The 25,988-nt window shown below is 65.1% G+C and carries 29 protein-coding genes and 2 tRNA genes; 18 read left to right on the top strand and 13 right to left on the bottom strand.

From position 1 onward, the window contains the following. From BM144_RS18625 to greB, 10 genes are all read left to right on the top strand, one after another. Positions 1–439: hypothetical protein (locus BM144_RS18625; protein ID WP_434802682.1), on the top strand; the 439-nt coding region annotated here is incomplete at its 5' end. Positions 440–750: 311 nt separating this feature from the next. Further along, entirely contained in the window at positions 751–1,137 is a 387-nt protein-coding gene (locus BM144_RS18620; protein WP_092955792.1) for a DUF2523 family protein, read from the top strand. Beyond that, positions 1,134–2,507 carry a zonular occludens toxin domain-containing protein gene (locus BM144_RS18615; RefSeq protein ID WP_092955789.1) on the top strand — a complete coding sequence of 458 codons (1,374 nt, stop codon included), beginning with the start codon at positions 1,134–1,136 and terminating at the stop codon, positions 2,505–2,507. Before BM144_RS18620 ends, BM144_RS18615 begins: the two co-directional genes overlap by 4 nt. A gap of 27 nt (positions 2,508–2,534) precedes the next feature. Beyond that, positions 2,535–2,714, top strand: a complete 180-nt coding sequence (locus tag BM144_RS18610) for a hypothetical protein (RefSeq protein ID WP_092955786.1) — start codon at positions 2,535–2,537, stop codon at positions 2,712–2,714. Beyond that, positions 2,711–2,998: a hypothetical protein gene (locus tag BM144_RS22930; protein ID WP_139225773.1), complete on the top strand. Its 288-nt coding sequence runs from the start codon at positions 2,711–2,713 to the stop codon at positions 2,996–2,998. The genes BM144_RS18610 and BM144_RS22930 overlap by 4 nt, the downstream gene beginning before the upstream one ends. A 251-nt stretch (positions 2,999–3,249) precedes the next feature. After that, on the top strand, positions 3,250–3,840 hold the full coding sequence (locus tag BM144_RS18605) for a recombinase family protein (protein WP_092955783.1): 591 nt from the start codon (positions 3,250–3,252) through the stop codon (positions 3,838–3,840). Positions 3,841–3,849: 9 nt separating this feature from the next. Beyond that, positions 3,850–4,854, top strand: a complete 1,005-nt coding sequence (gene hrcA, locus BM144_RS18600) for a heat-inducible transcriptional repressor HrcA (RefSeq protein WP_092955780.1) — start codon at positions 3,850–3,852, stop codon at positions 4,852–4,854. A gap of 20 nt (positions 4,855–4,874) precedes the next feature. Continuing rightward, positions 4,875–4,951: transfer RNA gene (locus tag BM144_RS18595), tRNA-Ile, on the top strand. A gap of 146 nt (positions 4,952–5,097) precedes the next feature. Beyond that, positions 5,098–5,174 (top strand) — tRNA-Arg (locus tag BM144_RS18590). Between the two features lie 90 nt (positions 5,175–5,264). Beyond that, positions 5,265–5,834 (top strand): transcription elongation factor GreB, encoded by a 570-nt coding sequence (gene greB / locus BM144_RS18585; RefSeq protein ID WP_092955777.1) that lies wholly within the window; start codon positions 5,265–5,267, stop codon positions 5,832–5,834. 32 nt (positions 5,835–5,866) lie between these two features. Here greB and BM144_RS18580 read toward each other — a convergent pair whose 3' ends face one another. From BM144_RS18580 to BM144_RS18565, 4 genes are all read right to left on the bottom strand, one after another. After that, positions 5,867–8,134 carry a RelA/SpoT family protein gene (locus BM144_RS18580; RefSeq protein WP_092955775.1) on the bottom strand — a complete coding sequence of 756 codons (2,268 nt, stop codon included), beginning with the start codon at positions 8,132–8,134 and terminating at the stop codon, positions 5,867–5,869. Positions 8,135–8,234: 100 nt separating this feature from the next. Further along, positions 8,235–8,438 (bottom strand): DNA-directed RNA polymerase subunit omega, encoded by a 204-nt coding sequence (gene rpoZ / locus BM144_RS18575; protein ID WP_092955772.1) that lies wholly within the window; start codon positions 8,436–8,438, stop codon positions 8,235–8,237. A gap of 18 nt (positions 8,439–8,456) precedes the next feature. Further along, on the bottom strand, positions 8,457–9,077 hold the full coding sequence (gene gmk / locus BM144_RS18570; RefSeq protein ID WP_092955769.1) for a guanylate kinase: 621 nt from the start codon (positions 9,075–9,077) through the stop codon (positions 8,457–8,459). A 43-nt stretch (positions 9,078–9,120) separates the two neighbouring features. Further along, on the bottom strand, positions 9,121–10,032 hold the full coding sequence (locus BM144_RS18565; protein ID WP_175526069.1) for a YicC/YloC family endoribonuclease: 912 nt from the start codon (positions 10,030–10,032) through the stop codon (positions 9,121–9,123). A gap of 87 nt (positions 10,033–10,119) precedes the next feature. On the opposite strand from BM144_RS18565, the gene BM144_RS18560 reads away from it, so the two are divergent. The 5 genes from BM144_RS18560 (at position 10,120) to hemW (ending at position 14,904) form a co-directional block, all read left to right on the top strand. Next, complete coding sequence (locus BM144_RS18560; protein WP_092955763.1) at positions 10,120–11,142, top strand: serine/threonine protein kinase; 1,023 nt, start codon at positions 10,120–10,122, stop codon at positions 11,140–11,142. Continuing rightward, a complete protein-coding gene (locus BM144_RS18555; protein ID WP_092955760.1) occupies positions 11,139–12,053 on the top strand; it encodes a PP2C family protein-serine/threonine phosphatase in 915 nt (304 codons plus the stop codon). Before BM144_RS18560 ends, BM144_RS18555 begins: the two co-directional genes overlap by 4 nt. 154 nt (positions 12,054–12,207) lie before the next feature. Next, a complete protein-coding gene (gene rph / locus BM144_RS18550; RefSeq protein WP_092955757.1) occupies positions 12,208–12,954 on the top strand; it encodes a ribonuclease PH in 747 nt (248 codons plus the stop codon). Between the two features lie 45 nt (positions 12,955–12,999). After that, positions 13,000–13,599: an RdgB/HAM1 family non-canonical purine NTP pyrophosphatase gene (gene rdgB, locus BM144_RS18545; protein ID WP_092955754.1), complete on the top strand. Its 600-nt coding sequence runs from the start codon at positions 13,000–13,002 to the stop codon at positions 13,597–13,599. Between the two features lie 51 nt (positions 13,600–13,650). Then, positions 13,651–14,904 (top strand): radical SAM family heme chaperone HemW, encoded by a 1,254-nt coding sequence (hemW, locus tag BM144_RS18540; RefSeq protein ID WP_092955751.1) that lies wholly within the window; start codon positions 13,651–13,653, stop codon positions 14,902–14,904. A gap of 66 nt (positions 14,905–14,970) precedes the next feature. On the opposite strand, the gene BM144_RS18535 is transcribed toward hemW, so the two are convergent. Together BM144_RS18535 and BM144_RS18530 are read right to left on the bottom strand one after the other, a co-directional pair. Continuing rightward, the gene (locus BM144_RS18535; protein WP_092955748.1) at positions 14,971–15,306 is read right to left on the bottom strand and encodes an I78 family peptidase inhibitor; all 336 of its coding nucleotides are present in this window, start codon (positions 15,304–15,306) and stop codon (positions 14,971–14,973) included. A gap of 170 nt (positions 15,307–15,476) precedes the next feature. Beyond that, positions 15,477–16,949 carry an SPOR domain-containing protein gene (locus tag BM144_RS18530; protein WP_092955745.1) on the bottom strand — a complete coding sequence of 491 codons (1,473 nt, stop codon included), beginning with the start codon at positions 16,947–16,949 and terminating at the stop codon, positions 15,477–15,479. A gap of 208 nt (positions 16,950–17,157) precedes the next feature. Here BM144_RS18530 and BM144_RS18525 point away from each other — a divergent pair, with 208 nt between their 5' ends. Next, positions 17,158–17,964 carry an SDR family NAD(P)-dependent oxidoreductase gene (locus tag BM144_RS18525; RefSeq protein ID WP_092955742.1) on the top strand — a complete coding sequence of 269 codons (807 nt, stop codon included), beginning with the start codon at positions 17,158–17,160 and terminating at the stop codon, positions 17,962–17,964. Positions 17,965–17,998: 34 nt separating this feature from the next. Here the strand turns inward: BM144_RS18525 and BM144_RS18520 are convergent, their stop codons facing one another. Genes BM144_RS18520 through BM144_RS18510 form a run of 3 tightly spaced genes read right to left on the bottom strand, consistent with a single transcriptional unit; the run spans position 17,999 to position 21,452 of the window. Next, positions 17,999–19,273 carry an SAM-dependent methyltransferase gene (locus BM144_RS18520; RefSeq protein ID WP_092955739.1) on the bottom strand — a complete coding sequence of 425 codons (1,275 nt, stop codon included), beginning with the start codon at positions 19,271–19,273 and terminating at the stop codon, positions 17,999–18,001. After that, on the bottom strand, positions 19,270–20,079 hold the full coding sequence (locus BM144_RS18515; RefSeq protein WP_092955736.1) for a DUF1365 domain-containing protein: 810 nt from the start codon (positions 20,077–20,079) through the stop codon (positions 19,270–19,272). The genes BM144_RS18520 and BM144_RS18515 overlap by 4 nt, the downstream gene beginning before the upstream one ends. Continuing rightward, positions 20,076–21,452, bottom strand: coding sequence for an NAD(P)/FAD-dependent oxidoreductase (locus tag BM144_RS18510; RefSeq protein WP_092955733.1), 1,377 nt, complete (start codon positions 21,450–21,452; stop codon positions 20,076–20,078). Before BM144_RS18510 ends, BM144_RS18515 begins: the two co-directional genes overlap by 4 nt. Positions 21,453–21,554: 102 nt before the next feature. On the opposite strand from BM144_RS18510, the gene BM144_RS18505 reads away from it, so the two are divergent. Both BM144_RS18505 and BM144_RS18500 read left to right on the top strand, forming a co-directional pair. Continuing rightward, positions 21,555–22,208: a sigma-70 family RNA polymerase sigma factor gene (locus tag BM144_RS18505; protein ID WP_092955823.1), complete on the top strand. Its 654-nt coding sequence runs from the start codon at positions 21,555–21,557 to the stop codon at positions 22,206–22,208. Then, entirely contained in the window at positions 22,205–22,876 is a 672-nt protein-coding gene (locus BM144_RS18500) for a ChrR family anti-sigma-E factor (RefSeq protein ID WP_092955730.1), read from the top strand. The genes BM144_RS18505 and BM144_RS18500 overlap by 4 nt, the downstream gene beginning before the upstream one ends. A 50-nt stretch (positions 22,877–22,926) precedes the next feature. Here the strand turns inward: BM144_RS18500 and BM144_RS18495 are convergent, their stop codons facing one another. The 4 genes from BM144_RS18495 to BM144_RS18480 form a co-directional block, all read right to left on the bottom strand. Beyond that, the gene (locus tag BM144_RS18495) at positions 22,927–23,346 is read right to left on the bottom strand and encodes a DUF2177 family protein (RefSeq protein ID WP_092955727.1); all 420 of its coding nucleotides are present in this window, start codon (positions 23,344–23,346) and stop codon (positions 22,927–22,929) included. Between the two features lie 90 nt (positions 23,347–23,436). Next, positions 23,437–24,090, bottom strand: coding sequence for a DUF6134 family protein (locus BM144_RS18490; protein ID WP_245783723.1), 654 nt, complete (start codon positions 24,088–24,090; stop codon positions 23,437–23,439). Beyond that, positions 24,087–24,908 (bottom strand): DUF1295 domain-containing protein, encoded by an 822-nt coding sequence (locus BM144_RS18485; protein WP_092955724.1) that lies wholly within the window; start codon positions 24,906–24,908, stop codon positions 24,087–24,089. Before BM144_RS18485 ends, BM144_RS18490 begins: the two co-directional genes overlap by 4 nt. 9 nt (positions 24,909–24,917) lie before the next feature. Then, positions 24,918–25,985 (bottom strand): SAM-dependent methyltransferase, encoded by a 1,068-nt coding sequence (locus BM144_RS18480; protein WP_092955721.1) that lies wholly within the window; start codon positions 25,983–25,985, stop codon positions 24,918–24,920. Between the last annotated feature and the right edge of the window lie 3 nt (positions 25,986–25,988).

The raw sequence follows: 25,988 nt of genomic DNA, 5'->3' as shown, positions 1-25,988 counted from the left end.
ACTGGTGGCACTGGCGGTGGCGGTACTGGTACGGGTACCGGTACAGGCACGGGTGGTGGCAATGGTGGCGGCAATGGCTCCGGCACTGGCACCGGTAACGGCTCGGGCACCGGTGGCAATGGTGGCAATGGCAATAGCGACGGGAACGGCACGGGTAACGGCACCGGCACAGGCGGTGGCACCGGCAACGGCACAGGCGGTGGCAATAGCGACGGCAACGGCAACGGCAACGGAACAGGCGGTGGCACAGGTGGTGGCACAGGTGGTGGCACAGGTGGTGGCACAGGTGGTGGCACAGGCGGCGGCACAGGCGGTGGCACAGGTGGTGGCACAGGCGGTGGCGCAGGCGGTGGAACAGGCGGTGGAACAGGCGGTGGAACAGGCGGCGGCACAGGCGGCGGTACTGGTGGTGGCAACGGGACTGGAGTTGGGACCGTAGGCGGCGGTAAAGACCACGGCCAGCCCAATCTGTATGAGACCAAGTATCCAGGCGGCATCAAAGGCGTATGGGAATCGTCTGGGCTCGGTGGTGCGAATGGCAAGCTGTCTACGTTGGCATCGTCTTTCGCTCCGTCCATTTCGGACACCAATGGCGCACCCATTTCCTTCAAAGTCCCTGTAAACGTCGGCATCGTCAATTTCGGCACATTCGATGTGAGTCCGCCTCCCATGGTGTGGGGATTCATCCGCTTGTGCATCCTCATCACTGCCCTGTGGCTGGCCCGCTCTCTTGTGTTTGGAGGCTGATAAATGGCAGAAGAAAGTTCCTCTGGGATCACCGGCGCTATAGCTGCCGTGATCAACGGCATTCAAAAGGTCGTCGATAAGATCGACCAGTTTGTTGATTGGTGGTTTGAGCTCATGCCGCGCTTTTTCAAGGCGCTTTTGACGCTTCTGCAGGATGTGTTTTTGTGGTGCCTGGAGCAATGTTTTTCGCTCGCAAAATCGGCGCTCGACGGCATAACCGGCTTGGACACGATGGCTGCAGAAGCTGCCAGGACCTGGGCTCTGGTGCCTACTGATGTGATCGTCGTGCTGCAGACAATCGGCCTGGGTACAGCACTCGGCATCGTCACTGCAGCAATCGTTATTCGCCTCATGCTCCAGCTCATCCCCTTCACCCGGCTTGGCTCATGATCAATTTGCTTGAGGGCGTCCCCGGCTCGGGGAAGAGTTATGAAGCTGTTACCTACCATGTGATCCCCGCGCTCAAGGCCGGCAGGAAGGTGGTAACCAATCTGCCCCTGAACCTACAGGCATTCCGCGCCGTGAATCCGGATTGGTGCGAACTGCTTGAGATCCGCCGCGGCCCGCAACCAATCTTGGGATCGTGGGACGCTGAAGCGGCCAACCGCGGGGAGCCTGCCTACCTTGTCGGCAAATTTGCTGAGGGCGTGGACCCTGACCTGATGCACAAGGGGAAGCCTGCAGCTCCAGCACCCATGGGCCAGCGCCTTTTTGCCGGTGTTTGGGACTTCTATGACGAGTGGCGTGGCGATGGAAACATCGGCCCGCTTTTCGTCATTGATGAATGTCACGTTTCCTTCCCGCGCGAACAGATTCGCAAGGGCAAGATGACCCCGGATGAGGTCATCCAGTGGTTCAAGATCAGCCGCCATTTCGGCGCCGATGTGCTGCTCATGACCCAGCGGATGAAAGCCTTGGAAGAGGATGTTGCAGGCCTTGCGGAAATGCACATCCGCGTGCGTAAAGCCACCTTCCTCGGTGCCTCCGATAAATACGTTCGCAAGGTTTTTGCAGGCCTGCGCGGTGGTGAGGTGTCCAGCGACATTCGCCCGTATAAGCCCGAGTTCTTCGGCTTCTACAAAAGCCATACGCAAGGCGCTGCGGTCATCGAAGCTGCAGCCCAGGACGTTGCACCGGCCAACGTCAAATGGCGCCGCGCGTCTTACGTCATGTTTGGCTTGGCCGCTGTTGGGTTTGTGTGGATGGGCTCCAAAATTTTTGGCAAGTCCGAGCCTCCGTCTGTCCGTCCTGCAGCGGTGGCCAGCTCCGCGCCACGGCCTGCAGCTACCGTGGTCGGCACCGGTCAGGCATCGCCAGCCCCTCTGGTTGTCGGCGCTGCGGCTCCTCAGGTGCAGCGTATCGCGCCGGTCGAGCATCCTGAGCCGATGGAAGCGCGCGGCTTGCATCTAACTGGCTGCCTGGTCATGGCTGGCCGCACCTCATGCGTGCTCATGGTCAGCCAGAACGGTCAGCCGGTTTTCAGCATCACAGATGCTGACCTTGTCACGATGGGCTACAAGTGGCAGCGGCTGGCCGACTGCGCTGCCATCGTGTCGTGGCGCGGCAAAGAGCGCACTGTGATCTGCGACTTGCCCCAGGTTGGCATATCTGTTGCCGGCGTCCCAAGGTCCGTCCAGGCCGGCGCCGACACTTCGGCTGCGCAGTCGCGTCCGATGCCGGATCAGGTGCCGCACGATCCGCAAATTGTGTCGGTCCACGATGTTGTCGGTCAGTGGCGTACCGGCGCCCTACCACAGTAAAATCCCCAGCATAGGGAGGATAGAAAAATGGTGCTTGCGATCATGTGGGGTTTGGGCGTTTTCTTCATGGCTTTTGCGTTCGCGCGCAGCATGATTGACAAGGTCGATAACGTGCGTCGCCATGGCACCAACGTCATGTTCTATGCAGGCGTCACCGCGTTCGTTGCCGGGCCTGTGGTGTCCACCATTGTGAGCATTGCCGCATGACATTCGCGAAGATCACGGCTGCTGTTGCCCTCGGTGGCTTCATCGCGCTGTGCGCTCATGATGCGTTTGATGAGTTCCGTGCGCTGAAGGGGTGGACCTTGTTTGCTGGCTATTTCAGGACTGTGTCTCAGCCGGTAGTTCAGAAGGTCCAGCAGCCGTATGTCCCTCCGCCCGAGCTTTTTGAATGGCGGTGGCGTGAGCCCAAAAAAACCGCTGTTGTGCCTCCCGCTGGGTACATCGAATGGTCAGCCGATCCCCAGTCTCGCAAGGAAGTGCAGAGATAGAGCCTTGCCGGGGTATGGGGCCTTGCCCCATGTTGGGGATGTCTCGCGCGACGTGCCCCATGCAGCGATCAGAGCGGGTCTAGCGCGCCCCCAATTACCACTCCCAGGGCCTCGGCCTGCCTCGCGGCGGATCGGGGCCTTTGTGCGTCTGCTCTGCTTATCGCGTACCAAGGTCGATGTGTTGGCAGGGCCTCGCCCCGCGCTTGATAAACCTGTATCTGCATTTCCTCGTCGCTACACTTTGTGTAGCAATGACAACATACGGATACGCGCGTGTTTCGACCTTAGAACAATCGACCGCGACACAGCTTGCAGCCTTTCGACGCGCGGGCATCAGGCATATCGTGGAGGAGAAAAAATCTGGAGTGAAGGAACGCCCGGAGCTGGAGCGTTTACTTGGCCGCTTGGTGCCCGGGGATGTGTTGGTGGTCTACAAGTTAGACCGATTGGCACGGTCTGTTTCGCACTTCGTCCGCGTCTTCGAGTTGCTCAAGTCCAAGGGGGTTGGGTTTAGATCGCTGACCGAAGCTATCGAAACTGATACGCCTCAAGGGCGCATGTTTCTGCATTTGCTCACTGCGTTTGCCGAGTTCGAAAGAGAACTTATCCGCGAACGTTGTTTAGCGGGGCAGCGTGCCGCGCGAGCTGCTGGTAAGACTTGGGGCCGCGTTGCGCAGCTTACTCGGGATGATGTTGCTCAGGCTGTAGCTGCTTGGCGTAGTGGGTGGTACAGCCAGGCTGTGCTTGCAGATATGTTGGGCGTTGCAGTCGGCACTCTGCGGTACCACATCCACCGCCACGAAGGTAGGGGGCAGCACGGCCGATGGCGCGCAGATAAGTAAAATGATTCAATGCTCGATGACCGTGCCAAGTTGTTGCTCAAAGCGCTGATCGAGCGCTACATTGCCGACGGCCAACCGGTGGGTTCTCGGACCTTGTCCCGGGCATCGGGCCTGGATTTGTCCCCCGCGACGATTCGAAACGTCATGGCAGATCTGGAGGACATAGGGTTGATCGTCAGCCCTCATACTTCTGCCGGGCGCATACCCACGGCCAAAGGCTACCGGCTTTTCGTCGACACCATGCTGACGGTTCAAAGGGAGCAACTTTGCTCTCCAGAGCTCGCGCCAGACCAGCCTCAGAAGGTGATTGCCAATGCGGCGCAGCTGTTGTCCAGCCTGTCGCAGTTCGTTGGGGTCGTAATGGCCCCTCGACGACCATCCGTTTTTCGGCACATCGAATTCCTCAGACTTTCCGAACGGCGGTTGCTCGTCATCATCGTGTCTCCAGACGGAGATGTGCAAAACAGGGTGATCTTTACCGAGGTCGATCATTCTCAATCGCAGTTGGCAGAGGCTGCGAACTTTCTCAACAGCAACTATTCGGGCTTGGGCATGGAAGAGGTCCGGGAGCGACTCAAGACCGAGGTAGACCAGTTGCGTGGGGAAATTGCATCGTTGATGCAGGCTGCAGTGAACGTGGGAACGGAAGCCATGGCTGCCTCTCAGGAGGAGGTGATCATTTCCGGTGAGCGCAACCTGCTGGCCCTGAGCGATTTCTCCAACGACATGGGCAACCTGCGGAAAGCTTTCGAGCTTTTCGAGCACAAAACCCAGATTCTGCGGCTTTTGGACGTCTCGAACCGTGCAGAGGGTGTCCGGATTTTCATCGGTGGAGAGAGTCAGATCGTGCCATTCGAGGAGCTGTCGGTGGTCAGCGCTCCCTACGAAGTGGATGGGCAGCTTGTCGGGACTTTGGGGGTGATTGGACCCACGAGGATGCCTTACGACCGCATGATCCAGATCGTGGACATCACCTCCAAGCTGGTCACGAATGCATTGAGCCATCGGCGCTAGCACATACAATCGATGCTGGCGGGGCGTTAGCTCAGTTGGTTAGAGCAGAGGACTCATAATCCTTTGGTCGTCGGTTCAAGTCCGCCACGCCCTACCAACGCCAACGGAAATTTCGACTTTCCCAAAAAGCGATAATTTTCGTACTACAATGGCGTTCTGCTCTTGATGCACTGACTTGAAAGTTCAAGAAAGTTTTCAAGAGTTCTTTGAAGAGTAGTAAAAAATGCTATAATTCAAAGCTTAGCGGCTGTAGCTCAGCTGGATAGAGTACTTGGCTACGAACCAAGGGGTCGTGGGTTCGATTCCTGCCAGCCGCACCAAATGGTAAGCCTCGTGATGTAAAAATCACGAGGCTTTTTCCATTGTATTTTTGTGATTGCAGTGCAGGCTCATTTGGAGACGTTCAATAAATGAGTAAGGCTTTTACCAAAGAGGTAGACGACGATTCTGCCGATGAAGGTTTGGGTGCTCCTGCTTCGCCCCTTCCCAGGGGGAGCAAGAACTACATCACGCCTGCGGGTTATGCGCGTCTGCGCGCTGAACTGCTGAGCCTTATGGACGAAGAGCGTCCGAAGATGGTCGAGATCGTTCATTGGGCCGCGAGCAATGGCGATCGCTCGGAGAACGGTGACTATCTCTATGGCAAGAAGCGCTTGCGCGAAATTGATCGCAGGATTCGGTTTCTTACCAAGCGCCTGGATATTGCTGAAGTGGTCGACCCTTCCGTCCACGAAGGGCGCGATCAGGTCTTCTTCGGTGCCACGGTCACCTATGTGGAAGATGACGATACTGAGCGCACGGTCACGATCCTGGGTGTCGATGAGGTCGACACCTTGCAGTCCCAGGTGAGTTGGGTATCACCGGTGGCGCGCGCCCTGTTGAAATCGAAAGAAGGTGACGAGGTTCGGCTCAGCACGCCTGGAGGCGTACGCAGGCTCGAAGTTCTCAAGGTCGACTATCCCGCGAAAACATCCTCTTGACGTTTCAAGCCATGCAGGTTTCTGGAGTGCGGTCAGATCGAAGGCAGGATGCGAAAGGCGCGCAGTACAGCCGTCGTGCGGCGAAGATTGCGCAATGAAGCTTCCACGTGTGCCTGATCGCGCACTGCCACCACCAGACGCAAATCCGTGGTGTCCATGGCTTTTTCTTCATCCATATCGACGTGCACGATATCGGCTTCGGAGCTGGCCAGCTCTGCTGCGATGCGTGCCAAGACGCCTTTTCCATTCGTGACGGTCACAACAATGCCCGTCTCGAACATGCGGGTGGGCTCATCCGCCCAATCCACCGTAATGAAGCGCTCGCTGTCCTTGTGCTGGAGTTTCTTGGCAACGCCGCACTGCGCGTTGTGCACCACCAAGCCTTCTCCTCGGCCCAGATAGCCAACGATGGGGTCTCCTGGAACCGGCCTGCAGCAACTTGCATACTGAACCGATGCGTTTTCGCTGCCATCCAGCGTGACGCCCCCTTGCGACAGGGTTTCGTGCGACGTGTAGCGTTCACGGGTCAGCAAAAGAGCGTCCGGCCTGTGCCCGTGCTCCGCCATCAATACCATGAGCCGTTTGGCCACGATCCCGGCAATGCGCTTGCCCAGGCCGATGTCGGTCATGAGTTCGATGCGGGAACGATTTCCGGTGAATCGAAGCAGTTTGTCCCAGAGAGGCTGATTCTCTGCTTCGGTCGGTAGCCTCTCCAGGCCTTCGGCGCGCAGTGCTTGCGTCAGCAATTTCTCGCCCAGCCCTGCAGATTCGGTGTGGGCGAGGGTCTTGAGGTAATGCCGGATCTTGGAGCGTGCGCGCCCTGTTCGGACGAATCCCAGCCATGCCGGATTGGGAGTGGACACCGGGGCCGTGATGATTTCCACCACATCGCCATTCTTCAACTCGGTCCGCAGAGGCACCTGCTCATTGTTGATCTTTGCTGCCGTTGCGCGGTCACCGACATTGCTGTGGATGGCATATGCGAAATCGACAACCGTCGCTCCCCGAGGCAAAGCCATGATCTGGCTCTTCGGGGTGAATACGTAGACAGCATCGGGGAACAGATCCACCTTGACGTGGTCCCAGAATTCGGCCGCATCACGCGTTTCGTTCTGGATGTCGAGCAAGGACTGCAGCCATTTGGTACCCAGGCGTTCTGCCGTGCTGCCCTCGGCGTTTTGCGCCTTGTAGAGCCAGTGTGCTGCGACCCCCGCCTCCGCCACCACATGCATTTCCTCCGTGCGCATCTGGAATTCAATGTTGATTCCGGATGGGCCTACCAATGTGGTGTGGAGCGACTGGTAGCCATTGAGCTTGGCGATCGCGATGTGGTCCTTGAATTTTCCTGGAACAGGTTTGTAGAGCTGGTGCAACACACCCAGGGCGGTGTAGCAGTCGATCACGGACGCCATGACCACCCGGAAGCCATAGATATCGGTCACCTGTGCAAAGCTGAGATGCTTGGTGTCCATCTTCTGGTAGATGGCGTAGAGCGTTTTCTCTCGCCCTGCCAATCGCGCTTTCATGCCGATGCGGGAGAACGCAGCGTCCACCTCGGTCTGCACCTTCTGGATGATGTCGCGTCTGCGGTTGCGCGCCTTGTTGACTGCCTTGGAAAGCGTCGCGTAGCGCCAAGGATGCAGGTGGCGGAACGCGAGATCCTGCAATTCCCGGTAGGTCTGATTCAGTCCGAGCCGATGGGCGATCGGCGCGTAGATTTCCAGTGTTTCAGAGGCAATGCGCCCCCACTTGGTCCGCGGCATGTCGGACAGCGTGCGCATGTTGTGCGTGCGGTCCGCCAGCTTGATGAGAATGACCCGCACATCGCGGGCCATGGCCAGCAGCATTTTGCGAAAGGACTCGGCCTGGTTCTCTTCGCGGGTGTTGAACTGGAGTTTGTCGAGTTTCGTGAGGCCATCGACGAGCTCTGCCACTTGTGGCCCGAAGCGGTCGATCAGGTCCGATTTGGTGACGCCGCAGTCTTCCATGGCATCGTGCAGCAGCGCAGCCATGAGCGCCTGGGCATCGAGCTTCCAGGTCGCGCACTGCGCCGCGACCGCTATGGGATGCGTGATGTACGGCTCACCGCTGTTGCGCAGCTGGCCCAGATGGGCTTCGTCCGCGAAGCGGTAGGCTTGGCGGACCAGTTCGATGCTGGCGGCGTCGAGGTAATCCAGGTTTTCCGTGAGCGTGGCAAAACTGGCAGCGGCCGCGTTGGCGGCCGCCGTGGACATGCCTGCCACCGGGTTTTCGCCGGGGCGCGGCTCTCGGGCGGAGGGTTTGTTCAAGACCGCGTTCATACCCTAAATGTAGCGTGCCTCCCACGAGGTCCGCCGAAGGCAAAAAAAAGCACCGCCTGGCGGTGCTGTTGTAGCGAAGCGCTTCGGTGCGCTCAGGCGGTCAGCCTGGAACCTTCTTGAGCATTTCCAGGCCGATCTTGCCGTCTGCGATTTCGCGAAGGGCCGTGACGGCGGGTTTGTTGCGGCTTTCGATCTTCGGGGCGTGGCCCTGGCTCAGCATGCGCGCGCGGTACGTGGCCGCCAGAACGAGCTGGAAGCGGTTCGGGATGTGCTCGAGGCAGTCTTCAACGGTGATGCGGGCCATGCGGATTCTCCAGGCGATCTAGGCGATATTGAGGGATTCGAAGGTGTCGGCCCGAGCGCGGCGCTGGGCTGCATATTTGAGCCGCTGGGCATGGACGACAGTTTTCAGGTCGAAAAGCGCCCGTTCAAAAAGCTCGTTGATTATAACGAAGTCGAATTCCGCGGCCTGTGCCATCTCCTGCGCCGCATTCTTGAGCCGCAGTTCGATCACATCCGGCGCGTCTTCGCCGCGGCGCTCCAGGCGGGAGCGCAGCTCTTCCCAGCTCGGCGGCAGGATGAAAATGAGCACCGCGTTGGCGAAAGCCTTCTTGACCTGCATCGCCCCCTGAAAATCGATTTCCAGAATGACGTCGGCACCTTGGCCGATGCGCTCTTCGATGCCCTTGCGGGAGGTGCCGTAGCGGCGGCCATGGACGTGCGCCCACTCGATGAAGCCGTTCCCGGCGACCATCGTGTCGAACTCCGGCTCGGACGTGAAGAAGTACTCACGGCCGTGCTTTTCCTGGCCGCGCGGCGGGCGCGTCGTGTGGGAGACGGATGGCTGCACATGCGAGTCGAGCTCCAGCAAGGCCTTGACGAGGCTCGACTTGCCGGCGCCGCTCGGCGCCGCCACTACGAAGAGGTTTCCTGGGTAGTCCATACGTGATATGCGCGGGCTGCTATCAAAACTGCAAAATTATCGTTCACTCGATGTTCTGGACCTGTTCCCGCATCTGCTCGATGAGCACCTTCATGTCCACGCTGATGCGGGTGAGGTCCATGGCGGCGGACTTGGATCCCAGCGTGTTGGCTTCGCGGTGCAGTTCCTGGATCAGGAAATCGAGCCGCTTGCCAATGTCTCCGCCCTTCTTCAGCAGGCGCTCGATCTCATCGAGGTGGGATTCGAGGCGGGTGATCTCCTCGGCCACATCGATGCGGATGGCGAATGCGGTGGCTTCGGAGAGGGCGCGGTCCTGGGCGGCTTCCGGCACGGGCGCGCCTTCGGCAAGGGCCATGGCCTCCTTCCAGCGTTCGAGGAAACGCTGGCGCTGCTGATCGACCAGCTGGGGCACCAGCGGGCCGGCCTGGCGCGTCAAGGTGCGCAGTTGCTTGACCCGGTCCTGCAGCATCGCGGAAAGCCGTTTGCCTTCGCGCTCCCGGGAGGCCAGCAGATCCTGCAAGGCCTGTTCCGCCAGGGCCTGGACGTTGTCCGGATTCCATTCGCTGGAGGTGGCGCCGGCATTGGCACAGAAACGCAGCGCATCGGCCACCGACAGCGGCTCGGCGGTGGGCAGCCAGGCGCGCACGGCGTCCTGCGCCGAATTGAGCCGCTGCAGCATCCGCGCGGAAGGCTCGGGCAGGGCGCCCTGCGCATCCGCTTCGATGGAAGCGCGCACTTCCACCTTGCCGCGTTTGAGATGCTGGGTGACCAGGGCGCGCAAACCGGGTTCCTGGCTGCGCAGTTCGTCGGGCAGGCGGAAGGCCAGGTCGAGGAAGCGGCTATTGACGGAGCGGATCTCGATGCCAAGCCGTGCGGGGCGCGCACCGCTTTCTGCTTCGGTGGCGGAGGCCTCGAGCTGGGCGCTCGCGTAGCCGGTCATGCTGTAAACTGCCATCGGACTTTTTTCGGTGATTGCTTGCGATCCGGCGATTATCCGGGTTCCTTTTCTCGATCGAGACGCGCCCGAGTTTTCTTCGCAAATATGTCAAAAATCAAGCCGGCTCCCCTGCCGCCCGACACGATGCTCGGCGGCTACCGCGTGGTGCGCCGGCTGTCCTCTGGTGGCTTTGGCGTGGTGTATCTCGCCCTCGATCCCGAAGGCCAGCAGGTCGCCATTAAGGAATACCTTCCTTCCTCCCTCGCCACGCGTTCGCCGGGCGAACTGCTGCCCAAGGTGCCTCCCGAGAAGCTTTCGCTCTACCGGCTGGGGCTCAAGAGTTTCTTCGAAGAGGGGCGGGCCCTGGCCCAGATATCCCATGCGTCGGTCGTCAGCGTTCTCAATTTCTTCCGGGAGAACGAGACGGTCTACATGGTGATGAACTACCTGGAAGGCGCGACGTTGCAGGATTTCATCATCACCGCGCGCGACCTCAAGACCCAGAAGGTGTTCCGCGAATCGACCATCCGGTCACTCTTCGACGAAGTGCTGCGCGGACTGCGCATCGTGCACCAGCACAAGATGCTGCACCTGGACATCAAGCCCGCCAACATCTTCATCACCGACGACAACAAGGCCGTGATGATCGATTTCGGGGCCGCGCGCGAGGTGCTCTCGAAAGAGGGCAACTTCATCCGCCCCATGTATACGCCCGGTTTCGCGGCGCCCGAGATGTACCGGCGCGATTCCTCCATGGGCCCCTGGACCGACATCTATGCCATCGGTGCCTGCATCTACGCGTGCATGCAGGGCTTTCCGCCCAACGAGGCGCCCCAGCGGGCCGAGAAGGACCGCCTGTCGCTCGCGCTCAGCAAGCTGCGGGGCGTGTATTCCGACAATCTCATCGAGGTGGTGGAATGGTGCATGGCGCTCGATCCCCTTTCGCGGCCGCAATCGGTGTTCGCGCTCCAGAAGGAACTGAGCCGCGAGGGCGAACGCCGCTACACCAAGCTCTCGGTGGGCGAGAAGATGCGCCTGCAGCTCGACACCCTGGTGTCCGACACCAAGAAGAACGCGCAGAAGGTGGGCGAGGCCACGCGCCTGGGCGGGGGAGCGAAGCAGAAATGAAGTTTTCCGTCTTCCAGGTCAGCCGCCGCGGCGGCCGCGAGCTCAACGAAGACCGGATGGGGTATTGCTACACGCGGGAGTCCAGCCTGTTCGTGCTGGCCGACGGCATGGGCGGCCATCCGGAAGGCGAAGTGGCCGCGCAGATCGCCGTGCAGACCGTGTCCGCGATATTCCAGCGGCAGGCCAAGCCCGTGCTGCCCGACGTGGATGCTTTCCTGGCCGAGGCCCTGCTGGCCGCCCACCACCAGATCCTGCGCTACGCGAGCGACAAGGGCATGCTCGACACGCCGCGCACCACGCTCGTGGCCGCGGTGGTGCAGTCGGGCAGCGCGAGCTGGGTGCATTGCGGGGACTCGCGCCTGTACATGGTCCGCTCTGGCGAGCTGCTGACGCGCACGCGCGACCACTCCTACATGGAGCTGCGCAATGCGTCGCTGCCCGGGCTGGACCGCGTGAACCGCAACGTGCTCTTCACCTGCCTGGGCTCGCCGACGAAGCCGATCTACGACATCACCGGCCCCGTCGCGCTGGAGCAGGGCGACCGCATCCTGCTGTGCTCCGACGGTCTCTGGGGGGCGCTGGACGATGCGTCCATCGCACGGCAACTCGGCCGCCTTCCGGTGGCGCAGGCCGTGCCCGAGCTGGTCGAGGATGCCCTGCGCAAGGCGGGCGATTCCAGCGACAACGTCACCGTGGTGGCGATGGAGTGGGAGACGCCCGACACCTTCGAGTCCACGCAGGGCATTTCGACGCACCACATCGGCGACGATGGTTTCGCCTCGACCATCCAGGCGGAGCTGTTCGATGGCGGACAGGGCGATGAGCTGGACGACCTCGACGACGAAGCCATCGAGCGCTCCATCGCCGAGATCAACGAGGCGATCCGCCGTTCCGCCGCGCGCAAGGCCTGACGGCGCAGTGGCGGTTCCACGCGCACGGCCGGAGGGCGGGCGCCTTTCTGCTTTTTGCAATCCCGGCGCAGTCTCGACTCCCTAGGCCGCGGCGCTCCCGCTGCCGCGGCCGGCCCATCCATCGTTTCCTCTTGCCTTTCCTGACCTCCGACCCATGAACCTTCCAGCGATTTCCGGTCCTTTCGAGCGCAGCGCCGGCCGCGCGGTGGACGCCCTGCGTCCGGTGCGCATCACGCGCCGCTACACGATGCATGCGGAGGGCTCGGTGCTCATCGAGTTCGGGCACACCAAAGTGCTGTGCACTGCCTCGCTCGAAGAGCGGGTGCCGCCGCACAAGCGCGGCAGCGGGGAGGGCTGGGTGACGGCCGAATACGGCATGCTGCCGCGCGCCACGCACACCCGCAGCGACCGCGAAGCCGCGCGCGGCAAGCAGAGCGGCCGCACGCAGGAAATCCAGCGCCTGATCGGGCGCAGCCTGCGCGCGGTGTTCGACCTGAAGGCTCTGGGCGAGCGCACCCTCCAGCTCGACTGCGACGTGATCCAGGCCGACGGCGGCACCCGCACGGCGGCGATCACGGGCGCCTGGGTGGCCGCGCACGATGCGGTCGCCTCGCTGCTGGTGGCGGGCAAGATCGCCGCGTCGCCCATCACCGCGCCGCTGGCCGCGGTGTCGGTGGGCATCGTGCAGGGCACGCCGCTGCTCGATCTCGAATACACCGAAGACGCGAAGTGCGACACCGACATGAACGTGGTCATGACCGGAGAAGGCCGCTTCGTGGAGGTGCAGGGCACCGCCGAGGGCGTGGCGTTCACGCGCCAGGAGATGGACCGGCTGCTCGACCTGGCGGGCCAGGGCGTGCAGGAGCTGATCGCGCTGCAGCACCGTTCGCTATTAAATTAATAGCAAACTTTCTAATGAAATCGGCGGCATGAAGGCCTTTTGACCATGAAACTCGTTTTAGCCTCCAACAACCGCGGCAAACTGGCCGAACTGCAAAGCATGTTCGCTCCGCTGGGCGTGGAACTGGTGCGGCAGGCGGACCTGGGCGTGGGCGAGGCCGAGGAGCCTTTCCACACCTTCGTCGAGAACGCGCTGGCCAAGGCGCGGTTCGCTGCGCTGCACACCGGCCTGCCCGCCCTGGCCGACGACGCGGGCCTTTGCGTGGATGCCTTCGGCGGGCTGCCGGGCGTGCAGACGGCCCACTACGCCACCCGGTTCGGGTACGAAAAGGGCGACGCCAACAACGTGCGCGCGCTGCTGGAGCAACTGCAGGGCGCGGCGACCCGGCGCGCGGCGATGGTGAGCACCTTGGTGGCGGTGCGCAGCCCCGAGGACCCGGAGCCGCTGATCGCAGTGGGACGCGTTGTCGGGGAGATCACCACGGAGCCGCGCGGCAGCCAGGGCTTCGGGTTCGATCCGGTCATGTTCCTGCCCGAATTCGGCAAGACGTTCGCCGAGCTGCCGGCCGAGGTCAAGAATGCCCACAGCCACCGCGGGCGTTCGGCCCGGCAGATGCTCGCGCTGATGCGCGAGAGCTGGTTCTGAAGCCGGTCGCCGGCGCTTCCCAAGCAATCTCTTTTTCCTGCTGTTTCGCCCGTGTCCATTCCCATCGTTCCTGCCAGCGGCATCCAGGGTGCCGAAGAGCGGCCCGCACCCTTGCGCGACGTGCGGCATTCGATGCGCCCCGGCGTGCTGAGTCTGGGCAGCCTGCCGCCGCTGTCGCTGTACGTGCACCTGCCGTGGTGCCTGAAGAAATGCCCCTACTGCGACTTCAATTCGCACGAGGCGCAGGGCGGCAGCGGCGATCTGCCCGAGGCCCGCTACCTGGACGCGCTCATGGCCGACCTGGAGGCGGCGCTGCCGCTGGTGTGGGGCCGCACGGTGCACAGCGTGTTCATCGGCGGCGGCACGCCCAGCCTGTTCTCGCCGGCGTCGATCGACCGGCTGATCGGCGATGTGCGCGCACGCCTGCGGCTCGAAGCCGATGCGGAGATCACGCTGGAGGCCAATCCAGGCACGTTCGAGAAGGACCGTTTCCGGGCCTACCGCGCGGCCGGGGTGACGCGGCTGTCCGTGGGGGTGCAGAGCTTCGATGACCGCTTCCTGAAGGCGCTGGGGCGGGTGCACGACCGCGCGCAGGCCCTGGCGGCCGTGCAGGAGGCCGCGCAGGCCTTCGATACGTTCAATCTCGACATCATGTATGCGCTGCCCGGCCAGACCCTCGAGGATCTGGAGCGAGACATGGCGCTGGCGCTGTCGATGGCACCGCCGCACATCTCCATCTACCACCTGACCATCGAGCCCAACACCTACTTCGCGAAGTTCCCGCCCCAGGTGCCGGAAGACGACCAGGCCTACGCGATGCTGGACCGCATCACGGAGCTGACCGGCGCTGCGGGGCTGGGGCGCTACGAGATCTCCGCCTATGCACGCGAAGGGCATGCCTGCGTGCACAACACCAACTACTGGCAGTTCGGGGATTACCTCGGCATCGGCGCGGGCGCGCATTCCAAGATCAGCTTCGCGCACCGCGTGGCGCGGCAGGTGCGGTTTCGCGACCCGAAGCGCTACATGGAACAGGCGCTGGCTGGCAATGCCGTGGCGCAGGACCAGGAAGTGCGCCGGGCAGACCTGCCGTTCGAGTTCATGCTCAATGCACTGCGCCTGCGCGAAGGCTTCGCGCTGCAGGATTTCATCGATCGCACGGGGCTGCCGCTGACGGCGATCGCCGGCGCGCTGGACGAGGCCGAGCGCAAGGGGCTGATCGAGCGCGGCATGGCGCGCGTGCGGCCCACGGAGCGCGGATTCGACTTCCTGAGCGATCTGCAGGAACTCTTCCTGGCGGAGTGAGCCGCGGGCACTGCGCGTGCCGCCGGCAGTGCGCGGCCTGCGGAATCCTCCGTCAGTGCAGGAGCATCAGCCGCAGCGCACGGCCGTGATGCGCCCGTTGCCGTCCACTTCGAGGTTGAGGCGCTGCGCGTCGAATTCCTTGGTGACCATCTGACCGGGGCGCAGCACGCGGGCCAGGTGGGCGCCGGAGCGCACGCGGGCGTCCTCGACCACCTTCGCCGTGCTGTTCTGGCCGATCAGTGCCTGTGCGGGAGCGGCGTCGCAGGTGCCTCCGACAGGGGCGCCGGTCGGGCCCGTCGCGGCAGGCGTGGCCGAGCCGCCCCAAGGCAGGTTCGCCGTGCTACAGCCGGCGGCAAGGAGGGCGAGGGCAACGGAGGCGAAAGCGCGGGCAGAAATTTGCATGGATGGATGCTCCGTGGTTGAAGTCAATGGTCGGATCGGGATGAGGACGGCCTGCCGAAGCGGCGCGCCGATGGGAGCCGGCACCATAGCGCAGCCATGCTGGGCGGGCCGTCACCAGCGGTAACGCACATGCCCATGCCCATCGACTGGGCGGCACGTTGCGCCCGCCATCACGGGCGCTTTGCCGCCGAGGTTTCCAGGCCGAGCGTGCGGATGCGGGCCGCCGCGGCGTTGGCCTGGGAGGCCGATGTGAAAGGGCCGGCGCGCACGCGCAGCAGTTCTCGCCCGTCCGCGGCCGTCACCGGCTGGGTCGCGGCAGGAATGCCGGCGCCGCGCAGCAGTCCATGGGCACGTTGCGCATTGGCCGGTTCGGCAAACAGCCCGACGTTGATGTAGAGCTTGCGTGCCGCCGCGTCGGTGCGCTCCGTTGCGGCAGGGGCCGTCGTCGCGGCTGCCCGCGCGGACGCCGATGCGCGCGGGGCGCGGACCGGGGCACTGGCCGGCAGCGAAGCCGCCGCGGATGGGGCAGACCGCGGCGCTGCCGCGGTAGACGCTGCAGCCGAGGCCGGCGCGCTTGCAAACTTCGCCGTTGCGGAGGCCGTTGCCGCAGGCTGCACTGCGGCGGAGGTGGTGGGGGCCGCCGGCGCAGCGGTGGCTGGCCTGCTGGCCGCCTGCGGAATCCCAGGCGCGGCAGGCGGAGCGGCTGCCGGTGTCGGGATGGACGCGGATGCTCCAGAGGCCGGTGCCGATGCCTGCAGCGCTCTCGGCTGGACGGCGGCGACCGAAGCCTGGGCACGGGGGCTGGAGGCCGCAGGCGACGATGCGCGTGCCTCGGGCGCCGACGCATCGCGGTCCCCGGGGGCCTGCGGCGCAGGAGTCGGGGCCGCCAGCGCTCGGGCTGCAGACACCGGGGGCTGCGGCGCAGCCGCCGAAGCCGGCGCAGACGCGGCGGCTGCACCCGATGGGGCAGGCGCGGCAGGTGCATCGTCGAAGACCGAGGCCTGGGACGCCGCGGGGCTGGAGGCCGTGGCACGCACGGCCGGCATCGCGGTCCCGGACGGCGCCGTTGCGGTTGCAGCCTGCCGGGAGAGCGCCACCACGATCGCTGCGATCAGCAGGGCCAGCACGGCGTTGGCGGCGGCGATCCAGGCCAGCCGGCGCGGAGTGGGTGCCTGCCGCTCCAGGAGCGCCTGGGCCTGGGCCAGCGTGGCGGACGCGGACAGGGCCTTGGTGATGCGCTTGCGGGTTTCGCTGTGCACGAAGGCATTGCCATAAAGCCCCGGGATCACCGTGGCTGCCAGCAGCACCGCGAGCCCCAGGCCGGCCAGCACGGGCAACGGCCATCGGGCGGTGTACTGGCCCACGGCGACGGCCAGCAGGGCCAGTCCTTCGAGGGCCGCCACGTAAACGAGCGCGGCGCTCCACAACTGCCGGAAGACCATCCAGTTGAGTGTGCAGAGTGCAGCGGCCCAGTTCCAGCCGGGGAGGGCACGGCCCGCGACATCGAAGCGCTCGAAGGCGGAGAGGTAGCGGGCGGTGCCCATCGGCCCCAGGGCGGCGCGGTACAGCACGGCCATGGTGCTGTCGTCGGAGCGTCGGGGCGTGGTGGCGGCGGTCACCGCATAGGCCGAGGTGGCGGACATGGCCCCGATTCTGGCATGGGGTGCGGGCTGCACGGCCGTGCACCGGACCCGGGCACGCGCGTCTTTTTCGCTGCGATTCACGGCGCGGCGTCCGACATGGGCCGGAAGGAGGCGCTTCCACCATCGGATTTTCCACGAGGCTCCGGCGTGCCCTGAACGTGTGCCCGGCGGCCTTCCACCATCCAGCGACAAGAAAGAGGGTTTGGACATGGAGCCAGCTGCAGACACCACCGGCACGGCGCGCCCCCTGGCGTTGATCACCGGAGCATCCTCCGGCATCGGTCTCGAACTGGCCCGGCACGCGGCCCGGGGTGGGTACAACCTGGTGCTCGCGGCCGACACGCCGCTCAACGGGGCGGCCGAAACACTGCGCGCGGAGGGCGCGGAGGTCGAATTCATCCAGACCGACCTCGCCACGCAGGAGGGCCTGCAGAAACTCTGGGCCGTGGTGGGCGACCGCATGGTGCATGCCCTCATGGCGAATGCGGGCCACGGCCTGGGCGGGGCGTTTCTGGACCAGATCTTTCCCGACGTGCGGCACGTGATCGACACCAACATCACCGGCACGGTGTGGCTGGTGCAGCGCGTGGCCCAGCGCATGTGCGCAGCCGGCCAGGGCCGCATCCTGATCACCGGCTCGATCGCGGGATTCCAGCCCGGCAGTTTCCAGGCGGTCTACAACGGCTCCAAGGCGTTCATCGACTCATTCGCCGCAGCCCTGCGCAACGAACTGCAGGACTCGGGCGTGACGGTGACCTGCCTGATGCCCGGTGTGACGGATACGCGGTTCTTCGAACGGGCGGGCATGCAGGACACAAAAGTGGGCACGCAATCCGACAAGTCCGATCCGGCGGATGTGGCGCGCGCGGGCTATGAAGCCCTGCATGCCGGTGAAGCCGATGTGGTGGTGGGGCTCGGCAACAAGCTGCAGGTGGCGCTGTCCAAGGTCGCGCCGTCGCAGCTCGTGGCCGCGCAGCACCGGCGCATGGCGGAGCCCGGGACCGCCGAGCGCTAGCGAGCGGGACGCGTGGCTGGCCCCTGCGGCCTGGCTATGCGTGCGTCAGCGTGTAGAGGCCCACATCGATGCGCCCGGTGCGGAACCCCGCTTCGCAGTAGCAGAGGTAGTACTCCCACAGGCGGCGGAACGGTGCATCGAACCCCAGGGGTTCGATAGAGGGCCAGGCCCGCAGGAAACGCTTGCGCCATTCGGCCAGCGTGGTGGCATAGCTGTCACCGAAGGTCTCGCTGGAGGCGATGCGCAGGCCGGCACGGCTGGCCTGCTCCGACAGCACGGAGGGCGACGGCAGCATCCCGCCCGGGAAGATGTACCGCTGGATGAAGTCCGCACCGGCGCGGTAGTGCTCGAAATGGCCGTCGCCGATGGTGATCACCTGCACCACGGCGCGGCCGCCGGGCCGCAGCCGCTCGCGCAGCGTGGAGAAGTAGGTGGGCCAATACCGCTCGCCCACGGCTTCGAGCATCTCGATGGACACGATGTGGTCGAACGTGCCCTGCACGTCGCGGTAGTCCTGCAGTCGCAGGTCCACTTGCGCTGGCAGGCCGGCTTGCTGCACCCGGTCCTGCGCGAAGCGCAGCTGTTCTGCCGAGAGGGTGAGCCCGGTCACCTGCGCGCGGCCCTGCTGCGCCACGGCCAGGGCGAGTGCGCCCCAGCCGCAGCCGATCTCCAGCACATGCTCTCCGGGCCGGGGAGCGAGGCATTCGAGGATGCGTGCGAGCTTGCGGGCCTGGGCCTCTTCGAGCGTTTCGGTGTCCGAGGCATAGATCGCGCTGGAGTAGAGCATCGAGGCATCCAGCCACTGCGCATAGAACGCATTGCCCATGTCGTAGTGGAACGCGATGTTGCGCCGGCTGCCACTGCGCGTGTTGGCGCGCCGCAGGTGCAGCAGCCGGCTCGCCCAGCGCACGGGCCAACCGGCATCGATGGCGCGGCTCCAGCGCGCTTCGTTGCGGATGCCGGTTTCCAGCAGGGCCGCCACATCGGGGCTGGACCACTCGCCCCGCCGGTACCCCTCCGCCAAGCCGAGGTCGCCCCCCGTGAGCAGGCGCCAGACGGGCTTCCAGGTGTGCAGGACCAGCACGGCATGGGGCCCGGGCTCGGAACCGCTGCCGGCCCATTGGGCGCCGCCGGGCAGTTCGATCACGAGCGATCCGCAGGCCATGGTGTCCAGCAGGCGGCGCAGCAGGCGCGCCAGAGGCCGGTAGGGCCATGCGATGTCGGCCTGGGGTGCGTGCGGCGGATGGGCGGACTGGCCGGAGGCCATCCCGTGGGCTGCGTTCGCGGACGATGGAGAGGAAGGCGTCATGGTTCTTCGGCGCGGATGATGGTGAGGGTCCGTTCGGGAGCCGGTGGTTTGGCGTGGAAGCCCACGCCCTTGATCCAGAGCTGCAGTGCCTCCCAATGGATGGCACCGATCACCTTGAGCGTGAGCAGCGGGTGCGTGAGAAAGACACGGGCGAGCGCGCGATCGGTCAGCGGACCGGTGCGCAGCCTCCAGAGCGCGCCCAGGACGGTCCCCGAGGCGTCGCCGGCCGTCACCGTCAGGGCCAGCGCGTCGCCCGCGGCCCGCGGCCGCTGCACGTCGAAGGCATACCGCATGGCGAGCGGCAGGAACGGCGACACGTGGAAGGCCTTGTCGCATCCGTGCCGCTGGCGGTCGTCGTGCGCCCGTTGCGGCGGGACGGCGGCCAGGTAGCTGTGGCGCTCTCCGAAGGTGTTGTTGACCTCGTAGAGCATGGCCTGCAGCCCGCCATCGGCCCGGTGGCAGAAATACACCGTGAGCGGATTGAACGCATAGCCCAGGATCCGCGGCATGGTCAGCATGCGGATGGAGCCCAAAGGCGCGTCCACCCCGGCCGCAGCCAATTGGCGCTCCACATGGCGGCGCAGCGGCTCGCCCGAGCCCGTGCCGTAGTCGCGCTCGTGCAGGCTGAAGAGATTGAATCGGTTGAGCGAGAAAAGCCGCAGGCGCCGCGACAGGTCCGGCAGCTCGTCCACATCCAGCCACAGCGCATGGACGCGATAACGCAGCCGGTGGCGTGCCGGACGCAGCCGCTCGTGCAGCACATCGCCCGTGCAGAGCGCGCTGGGGGGCGCCGCCGCCGGGATCACGCGGCGACCCCCTGGCGCATGCAATGGATGCGCCCGGATTCCTGGGGCACGGTCCAGGGCCGCCGGACGCCGCCCAGTTCCTCGGCCACCGCCAGGCCTGCCTGCAGGCCGTCCTCGTGGAAGCCCGCACCAAAGTAGGCGCCGCAGAACCACGTGCGCCGCTGACCCTGCAAGGCCCACAGCTCCTTTTGCGCACGCAGCGCGCCGCCGTCGAAGATGGGGTGTTCGTACACCTGCGTGTGCAGGACGTGCTGCGGATGGGGATCCCGGATGGGGTTCAGCGTCAGGAAGAGGGGATGGCTCTGCGGCAGATGCTGCAGGCGGTTCATCCAGTAGGTCACGCTCAGGCCTTCGGTCAGGCCTCTCTCGCTGGCGTAGTTCCAGCTGGACCACACCGCGCGCCGCTGCGGCATGAGTGCCGGATCGCTGTGCAGCACGGCCAGGTTGCGGCTGTAGCCGAATGCACCCAGCATGTGCGATTCGGCTTCGGTGGCGTCGGGCAGCAGCCTCAGCGTCTGGTCGGCATGGGTGGCGATCACCACGTGGTCATGGCGGCGCGATTCGCGCGCATCGGCCGTGCGCACGTAGACGCCGGTGTCCGTGCGCCGAATCTCCACGGCGGGCTGCGCGAGCATCAGGGCACCGGGGCCCAGTGCCGCAGTCAATTTCTCGACATAGCGGCGGCTGCCGCCCTGCACCGTGCGCCACGCGGGGCGTTGGCCGAGGTCGAGGAGCTGGTGGTTCTCGCAGAACCGCACGAAGGATTCGGTCGGGTATTGCCCGATGCGGGAGGCCGGCGTGGACCAGATGGCGGCGGCCATGGGATAGAGGTGGTCCTCGCGGAACGCGCGGCCGAAACCGCGGCGGTCCAGGTATTCGTCCAGCGGGAGCAGTCCCATGCTGGCCGCATCCTGGGGCGCCTGGCGGTAGAACCGCACCAGATCCCGGAGCATCGACCAGAAGCGCGGGCGCAGCACATTGGACCGCTGCGCGAACAGGCCGGAGAGCCCGGAGCCGGAGTACTCCAGCGCACCAGCGTCCAGACTGACTGCGAACGACATGTCGGTGGGAACCGTTTCCACGCCCAGGTGTGCGAACAGTGCCGTGAGGTTCGGATAGGCCGACTCGTTGTAGACGATGAAGCCCGTATCGACCGGTGTCGGCCCGGCAGGGCCGGGCACCTCCACAGTGTGGCTGTGGCCGCCGGGCCGCGCATCGGCCTCGTATACCGTGACGCGGTGGCGCTTGGCGAGCAGCCACGCGGCGGCCAGGCCGGAGATGCCGCTGCCGATGACGGCAATGTCGATGGGGCCGCTAGGGCGTTGTCCTGCCAGGCCATCGCCCGCTGCAGGTTGGTCATGGATCGTTCTCATGGAATCCTCGGATGCTGCGGGCTTGTACGTATCTGCCGGGCTGTTGGATTCCGCTCCATGGGCCGTGATCTAATCCGCCCATCGCTGCGTATGTGCAGCACCATGACCATCGTCCGCCAGCCCCTGGCAGAGCCCCGCACCCCGCGGCCCACCCTGCCCCCCTACCTGTCGATTGTGACGAAGTATTACACCGAGGGATCGACTCCGTCGCGGGATGAATGCATAGCGATGGTGCGCGCGGTGGCCGAGCATGGCGACCGGCAGGCTTTTGCGGCGCTGTTCAAATATTTCGCACCGCGCGTGAAGTCCTACCTCATGCGCCTGGGCACCCTGGAGGGCGTCGCAGAAGACCTTACCCAGGAAGCGATGGTGAACATGTGGCGGCGGGCCGCCACGTTCGATCCCGCGCACGCAGGGGTATCCACCTGGGTGTTCACCATCGCGCGCAATCTGCGCATCGACCACCTGCGACGCAAGGGCAACCAGCTCTCCGAAAGCGACGAAGGGCAGGACCTCGCCATGGAGGATGCCGGCCCCGAAGAACAGGTCTACGCTGCCCAGCGCGAAAGCGATGTGCGCCGCGCGCTCGGCTTGCTGTCGCCCGACCAGGCACAGGTCCTGCGCCGCTCTTTCTTCGATGAGCAGCCCCACGCACAGATCGCCGATGAACTCGGCATTCCGCTGGGCACCGTCAAATCCCGCGTGCGCCTGGCCGTACGCCATCTGCACCGCCTTCTCGGCTCCCACGCGCCATGACGATACGCCACCACCCCGGAGATGAAGTCTTGCTGGAGCTGGCAGCCGGCCGGCTGTCGGCGGGGCCTGCACTGCTGGCCTCGGTGCATGCGGAAATGTGCCCGCAGTGCCGCGAACGCCTGCGCGCGCTGGAGGCCGCAGGCGGCGTGCTGATGGAGTCGTTGCCGGCAGAGACGCTGCGGGCGGACGCCCTGGCGCGCACGTTGGAGGCCGTCGATGCGCTGCCGGCTTCCCAACAATCGAACGCCCTGCCCGTTGCGGCATCACCATCGGCCCGCCCTGCGTGGCCCGCAGGAGCGCCCTGGCCGAAGGCGCTGCAGGGCCGCCGATTCACGCCCTGGAAGTGGATCGGTCCGGGGATGTCGTGGAGCCGCATGGCGCCGCAGCGCGACGCTGCGGCGAATGTGTTCCTCCTGCGCATTGCGCCGGGGCGCAGCTTGCCGGCACATACCCACCATGGACTGGAGTGGACCCAGGTGCTGCATGGCGCCTTCCATGACGGGCACGATCTGTTCGGGCCCGGAGACTTCGACGGTGCCGATGGTGGCGTGCACCACCAGCCGGTGGTGCAGGGACAGAGCGACTGCATCTGCCTTGCGGCTGTCGATGGGCGGCTGCTGTTCGATGGGCGTCTGGCCCGTTGGGTGGGCGCGCTGGTGGGCATGTAGCTGGCCCGCGCCCGCGCAGGCCTTGCGCGGGCCCCGCGCGGAGTCCCGGGTCAGGCTGCGGAGTTTGGGAACCAGCGGATGACCACGGCCGTTGCGATGGCCGAGGCCGTGCCCGTGGCGAACGTGCCCCAGGCCATGTCGAGGGCTGTCACGTGCCAGGGCCAGTCGCGCAGTACGGCCTGGTTGGTGAGCCCGAACGTGGCGTAAGCCACCAGGCCCAACGCTGCGCCGAACCCCAACGCGTGCAGCCAGTTCTGCTTGTCGATGCCGGGGGCGACTGCGAAGAAAACCATGCCTCCGACGTACAGCAGGTAGAACACCAGTGCGGGCGCGAACGAGAAGCCATCCTGCATCAGATGGCCGATGCCAGGGCGGTAAAGGCGCCCGGCCATGGTCCCCAGCCAGACGGCGTCGAGGGCGAGAAAAGCGATAGCTGTGGCGACGTAGGCGATGGCGTAGGTGCGGGTCATGGAGCAGCTTTCGAAGGAGTGGAGAAGTGGCCCGGGAGGCATCGGCCGGTGGACGATGGCGGTAGGGTGAGCAAGTAAAGAAATGCCATTTCAGGGCAGCCGGTAGCTGAGCTTGCGTCCACCGCGCACCGTGGAATCCAGTCCCACCCATTCTCCTGAGCCGGTGGCATACCAGACGTCGATCGGATATTTCGGGCCCATGAGACGCCAGCGCGTGGCCGGCCGCGGCTGTCCGCGGACGGTGATGACACCGTCTTCCTCGCGCGAGACCTGGACGGCTTCCGTCTTGCCGGTCTGAGGGTCGAGCAGCGGTTGCGACGCGAGGATCGCAGGATTCCAGTAGGCGAAACTCCGCAGGCAACCCGCGTCGGGAGCGAAGTCCTGGCGCACCGTATTGCGGGTACCGTCGTCGTCGGTATCGGATGCGATGCGGGCAAGGCAGTCTCCTCTCCACAGCTCGCGTGCTTCGTGCCGGTAGCGGTACAGCGGCACCCCCAGGACACGCACGGTGAAACGGGCGGTGCTTTCGAGGCTGCGGCTGCCGGGCTCCAGTGCCGTGAGCCTGAACCGGTGTTCCCCGATAAGCGCACCGTCGAGAAGGACCGAGAAATTCCATTGCCGCTCTGCCGCCTCTTGCGCATGGCCCGCGGTCGGCAGAAAGGCGGCGGTAGCTGCAGCCACCGCCAGTCCAACCAGCGCCGTCTTGCGCAGGCGCCCACGCGGGAGGGTGGGCCTGGGCATCATGGCTGCTTCTCCGTGCGTGGTGGCCAGGGGATGAATGCGCTGGTGCGCTGCTGGTATTCCCGGTAGGCCGGCCGGCGCTCGGGCATCGATTTTTCGAGCAGGGCCACTCCCGACACCCGCAGCAGCAGGAACGTCATCAGCAGTGGCGATACCACGCTCCAGGTGGCCGCACTGCCCACCGTGCCCATCGCCCCGAGCCACAGTCCCCACCACACGCAAGCTTCGCCGAAATAATTCGGATGCCGGGTGTACCGCCACAGCCCCTGGTCCATCACCTGGCCCCGGTGATCGGGCTGGCTCTTGAAACGCGACATCTGTGCATCGGCCACCGCTTCGAAGACCAGTCCGACCGCTGCGAGCACCAGGCCCGGCAACGCGGCCATCCAGCCGCGCGGGTCCGGCGATGCGAAGGCGGCGAAGAGCGGGGCGGACACCACCCATGCCAGCACGGCTTGCAGTCCAAAGATCAGGTACAGGCTTTTTCGCTCGAAGTGGGGTTCGTTGCGCTCGCGGATCATCCGGTACCGATGGTCTTCACCGTGGCCCCAGTTGCGCAGCGTGATGAAGGTGCTGAGCCTGGCGGCCCAGGCGAGGGCAAGGCCGAGGAGCACGAGGGCGGGCCCCCGCTCCATAGAACCTGGAAGCAGGGCCGCGTAGACCACGCCTGCGCCGGACACCATGATGGCCCAGAGGCGGTCCACCAGGCTCGCATCGCGGCGCACACAGCTCACCGCCCAGGTGGCCACCGCGATGACCAGGGCCCACGCGAGTCCTCCGAGGGCGACCTGCCAGGCAGCGGTGATGGATAAGGAAAGCATCTCGGCTCCTCACGCGGCGGGGCTGCGGGAGGCAGCGCTGCGCTTCTCGAAAAGGTAGTGGCTGACCCACCACTGCTGCCCAGCACCATAGGCGAAGAGTTCCTCGACCGCCAGGAAGAAAAGGCGCCAGCGCGTCCACCACGTGCCGGCTGACGAACCATATACACGTGCGAACAGCGGCTGCAGCGCCGTCCCATGCTTATCCATGTTGTCGAGCCAGGCCCGTGCGGTGCGCGCATAGTGGGTTCCCTCCCAGCGCCAGCGCCGCATCAGGCGAAGATCGTCCTGGCAGTGCAGGGCCAGATCGTCGCTGGGCATCATGCCGCCCGAGAAGAAGTGCTGGCTCATCCAGTCGCTCGCATCCCGCGCGACGAAAGGGTAGGGCGCTTCGCGGTGCGCGAACACATGCATGAAGAAGCGGCCGTCGTCCTCCAGCCAGCGTGCCACCTGGGCAAAGGCCCGCGGCCAGTTGCGCAGATGCTCGAACATTTCCACGGACACGATGCGGTCGAAGCGTTGTGCGGTGTCGAACACGTTGAAGTCGCAGGTCAGCACCTGCACATTGCGCAGGCCCCGCTGCATCGCCTGGGCCTCGATGTATTCGCGCTGCGAGTGCGAGTTGGACAGTGCGGTGATGCGGCTCAAGGGGTAGCGATCGGCCATCCACAGCGTCAGCGAGCCCCAGCCGCACCCCAACTCCAGGATGTGCTGGCCGTCCCGCAGGCCCGCGTGCGCGCAGGTTTCTTCCAGGGCGGCCTCTTCGGCCTGGGCCAGTGTCTGCGTTTCCGCCGACCACAGGCCACTGCTGTACTTGCGGTGCGGCCCGAGCACCTTGCCGAAGAATTCGGCCGGGACTTCATAGTGCTGCTCGTTGGCCTTGTCGGGCACCAGTGCCAGAGGCGCAGAGCGGATGCGCTCCAGAAATACCTGCGTCTGTTCGGCTGCCGCCGCACTGTCGCCACTGCGCAGTTCGGTCAGGCGGTCTTTCAGCAGCCGGCGGATGCCGTGCCGGACGAAAGGGTCGGGGAGCAGGCCTTTTTCGACCCATCGAATGGCGGTGGCGTTGTTCTGCAGCATGCG

Source organism: Paracidovorax konjaci, from assembly GCF_900112675.1.
Taxonomy (GTDB): domain Bacteria; phylum Pseudomonadota; class Gammaproteobacteria; order Burkholderiales; family Burkholderiaceae_C; genus Paracidovorax; species Paracidovorax konjaci.
The sequence above is the reverse complement of the archived record's forward strand: the minus strand, read 5'-3'. Positions and strand labels throughout refer to the sequence as shown.

Excerpts from the sequence above, each read along its gene's own strand:
- BM144_RS18605 (WP_092955783.1), top strand. The coding sequence starts at position 3,250 with ATGACAACATACGGATACGCGCGTGTTTCGACCTTAGAACAATCGACC.
- BM144_RS18555 (WP_092955760.1), top strand. The coding sequence starts at position 11,139 with ATGAAGTTTTCCGTCTTCCAGGTCAGCCGCCGCGGCGGCCGCGAGCTC.
- BM144_RS18485 (WP_092955724.1), bottom strand. The coding sequence starts at position 24,908 with ATGCTTTCCTTATCCATCACCGCTGCCTGGCAGGTCGCCCTCGGAGGA.
- BM144_RS18610 (WP_092955786.1), top strand. The coding sequence starts at position 2,535 with ATGGTGCTTGCGATCATGTGGGGTTTGGGCGTTTTCTTCATGGCTTTT.
- BM144_RS18620 (WP_092955792.1), top strand. The coding sequence starts at position 751 with ATGGCAGAAGAAAGTTCCTCTGGGATCACCGGCGCTATAGCTGCCGTG.
- BM144_RS18500 (WP_092955730.1), top strand. The coding sequence starts at position 22,205 with ATGACGATACGCCACCACCCCGGAGATGAAGTCTTGCTGGAGCTGGCA.
- greB (WP_092955777.1), top strand. The coding sequence starts at position 5,265 with ATGAGTAAGGCTTTTACCAAAGAGGTAGACGACGATTCTGCCGATGAA.
- BM144_RS18480 (WP_092955721.1), bottom strand. The coding sequence starts at position 25,985 with ATGCTGCAGAACAACGCCACCGCCATTCGATGGGTCGAAAAAGGCCTG.
- rph (WP_092955757.1), top strand. The coding sequence starts at position 12,208 with ATGAACCTTCCAGCGATTTCCGGTCCTTTCGAGCGCAGCGCCGGCCGC.
- BM144_RS18505 (WP_092955823.1), top strand. The coding sequence starts at position 21,555 with ATGACCATCGTCCGCCAGCCCCTGGCAGAGCCCCGCACCCCGCGGCCC.
- BM144_RS18615 (WP_092955789.1), top strand. The coding sequence starts at position 1,134 with ATGATCAATTTGCTTGAGGGCGTCCCCGGCTCGGGGAAGAGTTATGAA.
- gmk (WP_092955769.1), bottom strand. The coding sequence starts at position 9,077 with ATGGACTACCCAGGAAACCTCTTCGTAGTGGCGGCGCCGAGCGGCGCC.
- BM144_RS18535 (WP_092955748.1), bottom strand. The coding sequence starts at position 15,306 with ATGCAAATTTCTGCCCGCGCTTTCGCCTCCGTTGCCCTCGCCCTCCTT.
- rdgB (WP_092955754.1), top strand. The coding sequence starts at position 13,000 with ATGAAACTCGTTTTAGCCTCCAACAACCGCGGCAAACTGGCCGAACTG.
- BM144_RS22930 (WP_139225773.1), top strand. The coding sequence starts at position 2,711 with ATGACATTCGCGAAGATCACGGCTGCTGTTGCCCTCGGTGGCTTCATC.
- BM144_RS18490 (WP_245783723.1), bottom strand. The coding sequence starts at position 24,090 with ATGATGCCCAGGCCCACCCTCCCGCGTGGGCGCCTGCGCAAGACGGCG.
- BM144_RS18520 (WP_092955739.1), bottom strand. The coding sequence starts at position 19,273 with ATGACGCCTTCCTCTCCATCGTCCGCGAACGCAGCCCACGGGATGGCC.
- BM144_RS18560 (WP_092955763.1), top strand. The coding sequence starts at position 10,120 with ATGTCAAAAATCAAGCCGGCTCCCCTGCCGCCCGACACGATGCTCGGC.
- BM144_RS18525 (WP_092955742.1), top strand. The coding sequence starts at position 17,158 with ATGGAGCCAGCTGCAGACACCACCGGCACGGCGCGCCCCCTGGCGTTG.
- BM144_RS18510 (WP_092955733.1), bottom strand. The coding sequence starts at position 21,452 with ATGAGAACGATCCATGACCAACCTGCAGCGGGCGATGGCCTGGCAGGA.
- rpoZ (WP_092955772.1), bottom strand. The coding sequence starts at position 8,438 with ATGGCCCGCATCACCGTTGAAGACTGCCTCGAGCACATCCCGAACCGC.
- BM144_RS18580 (WP_092955775.1), bottom strand. The coding sequence starts at position 8,134 with ATGAACGCGGTCTTGAACAAACCCTCCGCCCGAGAGCCGCGCCCCGGC.
- hrcA (WP_092955780.1), top strand. The coding sequence starts at position 3,850 with ATGCTCGATGACCGTGCCAAGTTGTTGCTCAAAGCGCTGATCGAGCGC.
- BM144_RS18495 (WP_092955727.1), bottom strand. The coding sequence starts at position 23,346 with ATGACCCGCACCTACGCCATCGCCTACGTCGCCACAGCTATCGCTTTT.
- BM144_RS18530 (WP_092955745.1), bottom strand. The coding sequence starts at position 16,949 with ATGTCCGCCACCTCGGCCTATGCGGTGACCGCCGCCACCACGCCCCGA.
- BM144_RS18565 (WP_175526069.1), bottom strand. The coding sequence starts at position 10,032 with ATGGCAGTTTACAGCATGACCGGCTACGCGAGCGCCCAGCTCGAGGCC.